Source organism: Methylobacterium sp. WL6 (genome assembly GCF_008040095.1).
Lineage (GTDB): Bacteria > Pseudomonadota > Alphaproteobacteria > Rhizobiales > Beijerinckiaceae > Methylobacterium.
Window position 1 is genome coordinate 1 of the sequence record NZ_VRVH01000310.1, and the last position, 5,083, is coordinate 5,083.

Sequence of the window (5,083 nt, forward strand, 5' to 3'; positions counted from 1 at the left end):
GCATCTGGAGGTCGGGGCCGCTGCCGCCGGCGGCCAGCACCACCGCGCTGTCGACGAGGCGGTCGGTGGCGCGCACGTCCGAGACGTCCTCGGACAAGGCCGCCTTGATCTTCGCGACGAGGCCCTCGATCCCGGCCGGGGGCTCGGCAGCCTCGCCGTCGCCGGCGAACTTCGAGAGGTCGAGGGCGCCCTGCGTCACCGAGCGCAGCGGCTTCTCCTCGAAGCGCGCGAGCTGCTCGGGCCAGAACGCGTCGACGTGGTCGGAGAGCAGCAGCACCTCGAGCCCGCGGGCGCGGAAGCCTTCGAGCTGGGGCGAGCGCGCGAGGGCGTCGGCGTCGTCGGCGACGAGGTAGTAGATCGCCTCCTGGCCGTCCTTCATCCGGGCGACGTAGTCGGCGAGCCCGGTCCAGCCCTCGACCGCGGAGGACTTGAAGCGCAGCAGCGGCGCGATCTCGGCCCGGCGCTCGTGGTCCTCGTAGATGCCCTCCTTCACCACCGGCCCGAAATTCTCCCAGAAGGCCTGGTAGCCCTCGGCGTCCTTGGCCCGGCTCGTCAGCTCGGAGAGCACCCGGCCGGTGACGGCGCGGCGGATCTTGGCCAGCGCCGGCGTGGTCTGCAGCATCTCGCGCGAGACGTTGAGCGGCAGGTCCTCGGTGTCGACCACGCCCTGCACGAAGCGCAGCCAGGACGGCAGCAGCTTGGCGTCGTCGGTGATGAACATGCGCCGGACATGCAGGCGAACCTTGCTCTCGCGCTCGCCCTCGACCGCCTGGAACGGCTTCATCCCGGGCACGAACAGCAGCGCCGAGAACTCGAGCGCGCCCTCGGCGCGCCAGTGCAGCGTCGCCCACGGCTTGTCGAAGTTCATCCCGACCGAGCGGTAGAACTCCTCGTACTGCTCCGGCGTGATCTCGGATTTCGGCTTGCGCCAGAGCGCGGTGCCCTGGTTGGCCGATTCCTCCTTGCCGTCCTCGACGATGGCGATCGGCACGGTGATGAAGTCGGCCCATTTGCGCACGAGGTGGTCGAGCCGGTAGCTCTCCAGGTACTCGTCGGCGTCCTCCTTCAGGTGCATCACGATCGTGGTGCCGGGTTCCTCGCGGGTCGCCGGCTCGAGCGTGTAGCTGCCCTGGCCCTCCGAGGCCCAGGTCCAGGCCTCGTCGGTGCCCGCGCGGCGCGAGGTGACGGTGACCCGGTCGGCGACCATGAAGGCCGAGTAGAAGCCGACGCCGAACTGGCCGATCAGGCTCGGCTTCTCGTCGGGCTTGGCCTCCGCCAGCGTCTGCGAGAAGGCCCGCGTGCCCGAGCGCGCGATGGTGCCGAGGTTGGAGGCGAGGTCCTCCTTGCTCATGCCGATGCCGGCATCCGAGACCGTCAGCGTGCGCGCCGGCTTGTCGGGGGTGATCCGCACCTTCGCGTCGGCGGGCAGCGCGCTCATCGCCGAGGTCAGCGCCTCGAACCGGCGGCGGTCCATCGCGTCGGCAGCGTTGGCCACCAGTTCCCGCAGGAAGATCTCGCGGTCGGAATAGAGGGCGTGGACCACGAGATCCAGCAGCCGCCCGACTTCGGCACCGAATTCGTGCCGCTCCACCGTCTCGCTCACGTTCGTCGCTCCACTTCACAAGGCGCCGCCGGACGAAGTGGACGTCGGTTCGTCGTCGGGCAGCGCATCAGGACAGGTCCGCGCGGCGCCCGATCCCGCAGGACCCGGGGCGCGGATGCGGTGGCGATATGCCGTCGCGGCCCCGCGAATTCAATGCTGTCGGCCCCCCGCGAACCGCGCGGGCGGCGCACGATTTTTGCGTATCCTGCGCCGATCCGGCCTATCGATGCCGCACGGTCCGCGGGCCACGCCGTCCGGGGACGATTCGGGACCGACCACCACGCCATGAGCGGGCGCCAGCACATCATCCCGATCCGCCGGGACTACAACCGCCTCGTCGCCGACGAGACGCTGGAGGATTACGCGCTGCGCTTCACCGCCAAGAAGGCGCGGCGCTGGTCCGCGTTCCAGGTGGCGCAGACGGCGCTCGGCTCGCTCTCGTTCCTGGCGCTGGAGGCGATCGGCGGCACGCTGGTCCTGGCCACCGGCTTCCCCAACACGCTGGCCGCCGTCCTCGTCGTCGGCGTGCTGATCTTCGCCACCGCCGCGCCGATCACGATCTACGCCGCCCGCTACGGCGTCGACATGGACCTGCTCACCCGCGGGGCCGGCTTCGGCTATCTCGGCTCGACCGTGACCTCGCTGATCTATGCGAGCTTCACGTTCCTGTTCTTCGCCATCGAAGCCGCGATCATGGCCTTGGCGCTGCAGCTCTGCTTCGGCCTGCCGCTGTGGATCGGCTATCTCGCCTGCGCCGCGATCGTGATCCCGCTCGTCGTCTACGGCATCCGCCTGATCAGCCGGTTCCAGATCGGGACCCAACCCTTGTGGATCGGCCTCAACCTGCTGCCGCTGGCCTGCATCGCCTGGAAGGGCGACGCGCCGCTCGCGGCGCTGCTCGCCTTCCCCGGCCTCGCCCCGGGCGCGGGCACCGGGCTCGACGCGGCCCGCTTCGGCCTCGCCGTCGGCGTGCTGCTGGCGCTGCTGGCGCAGGTCGGCGAGCAGGTCGACTTCCTGCGCTTCGTGCCGGAGGCGAAGGGGCGGCAGGCGGGGCGGATCGACCGGCGCTGGTGGGCGGCGGTGCTGGCGGCCGGCGCCGGCTGGATCGTGCCGGGGATGCTCAAGATCCTGCTCGGCGCCTTCCTCGCGGTGCTGGCGATGGCGCACGGCGTCGCGCCGGAGAACGCCGCCGACCCGACGCGGATGTACGCGGTCGCCTTCGGCTACGTCACGCCCTCGCGGGAGGCCGCGCTGCTCCTGATGACCGGCTTCGTCGTGGTCTCGCAGCTCAAGATCAACCTGACCAACGCCTATGCCGGCTCGATCGCGTGGTCGAACTTCTTCTCGCGGCTCACCCACAGCCATCCCGGCCGCGTCGTGTGGCTGGTGTTCAACGTCGCCATCGCGCTGCTCTTGATGGAGCTCGGCATCGACAAGACCATCGCCAGCACGCTGCCGCTCTACGCGGTCGTGGTCTCGGCCTGGGTCGGGGCGCTGGCGTCGGATCTCGCGGTCAACAAGCCGCTCGGCCTGTCGCCGCCCGGCATCGAGTTCAAGCGCGCGCACCTCTACGCCGTCAACCCGGTGGGCACCGGGGCGATGACGCTGGCGCTGCTCGCCGGCTACCTCGCCCATGCCGGCCTGCTCGGGCACGCCCTGCAACCGTTCGCGCCGCTGCTGGCGCTCGGCGTCGCGTTCGCGGCGGCGCCGCTGATCGCCTGGGGGACGGGCGGGCGCTACTACCTCGCCCGGACGCCGAAGGCCGACTGGGGGGACTGCGAGATCGTCTGCCGGGTCTGCGAGCTGCCGTTCGAGGGCGAGGACATGGCCCATTGCCCGGCCTATGACGGGCCGATCTGCTCGCTGTGCTGCTCGCTGGACGCCCGCTGCGGAGACCTGTGCAAGCCGCACGGCAAGCTGGAAGCGCAGGCGCAAGGCGCGCTCGGCCGGATCGTGCCGGCACGCACCGCGGCCTGGATCGGCGCGCCGCTCGGGCGCTACCTCGCCCTGATGCTGACGCTGGTCGCCGTGGTCGGCCTGATCCTCGGCATCGTCCATGCCGGGGCGACGCTGGAGCATCCCGAGCACCGCGCGGCGTTGCGGGCGGCGCTGACCAGCGTGTTCTTCATCCTGATCGTCATCCTCGGCGTCGTCGCCTGGCTGTTCGTGCTGGCCCACGAGAGCCGCCGCGTCGCGCAGGCCGAGACCCGGCGCCAGACCGCGCTGCTCGAGGCCGAGATCGAGGCGCACAAGGTCACCGACGCCAAGCTCCAGGCGGCCAAGGAGACGGCGGAAGCCGCCAACCTCGCCAAGAGCCGCTACGTCGTCGGCATCAGCCACGAGCTGCGCACGCCGCTCAGCGCGGTGCTCGGCTACGCGCAGCTGCTCGAAGGCGACGCCGCGATCCCGCCCGCGCGCCAGAACGGCATCCGGGTGATCCGGCGCAGCGCGCAGCACCTGTCGGGCCTGATCGACGGCCTCCTCGACATCTCGCGGATGGAGGCGGGCCGCCTGCAGATCCACCGCGACGAGATCCGCATCGCCGACGTGCTCGACCAGATCGTCGACATGGTGCGGCTGCAGGCGCAGGCCGCGGGCCTCGACTTCCGCTTCACCCGGCCCGAGATCCTGCCCGCGGTGGTCGCCACCGACGAGAAGCGCCTGCGGCAGGTGCTGCTCAACCTGCTCTCGAACGCGATCAAGTTCACGCAGAGCGGCCACGTCGCGCTCGACCTCAGCTACCGCAGCCAGGTGGCGGTGTTCACGATCCGCGACACCGGGCCCGGCATCCCCGAGGCCGACCTCGAGCGGATCTTCGAGCCGTTCGAGCGCGGCGCGACGCCGGCCGCCGCCGGCACGCCGGGGACCGGGCTCGGGCTCACCATCGCCAACCTGCTGGCGCAGGTGATGGGCGGCGAGATCTCGGTGACGAGCGAGCTCGGCCGCGGCACCGCCTTCCGCTTCCGCCTGATGCTGGCCTCGGTCTCGCGCCCCGCGCCGACGCCGCTTCCGCTGGCCGTCCCGGCCCGGGCCTACGGCGGCGCCCGGCGGACGGTGCTGGTCGCCGACGACGATGCCGGCCACCGCGCGCTGATGCGCGAGATCCTCGAGCCGGAGGGCCTCGTCGTGATCGAGGCCGCCGACGGGGCGGCATGCCTCGCCGCGGCGCAGGCGGATCGGCCCGACCTGCTGCTCCTCGACATCGCGATGCCGGGGCTCTCGGGCTGGGCGGTCGCCAAGCGGCTGCGCGAGACCGGATTTTCCGGGCGGATCGCGATGATGTCGGCCAACGTCCACGAGATCAGCCCGATCCGCGGCGACGACGCCCCGCACGACGCGATCATCGCAAAGCCCTTCGACCTGCGCGACTTCCTCGAGCGGATCACGCAGCTGCTCGGCCTGGAATGGTCGGGCACGCAGGAACCCGAGCCCGAGCCGCCGCCGGCCCCGGGCACGCCGCCGCCGGAGGCGGCTCGGGCT

General features: G+C 71.7%; 2 protein-coding genes. One reads left to right on the forward strand and one right to left on the reverse strand.

The features are described from left to right. The coding region (gene htpG / locus FV230_RS24295) for a molecular chaperone HtpG (RefSeq protein WP_147844226.1) at positions 1-1,603 on the reverse strand (1,603 nt) is incomplete at its 3' end. 285 nt (positions 1,604-1,888) lie between these two features. On the opposite strand from htpG, the gene FV230_RS24300 reads away from it, so the two are divergent. Beyond that, the coding region (locus FV230_RS24300; RefSeq protein ID WP_147844227.1) for an ATP-binding protein at positions 1,889-5,083 on the forward strand (3,195 nt) is incomplete at its 3' end.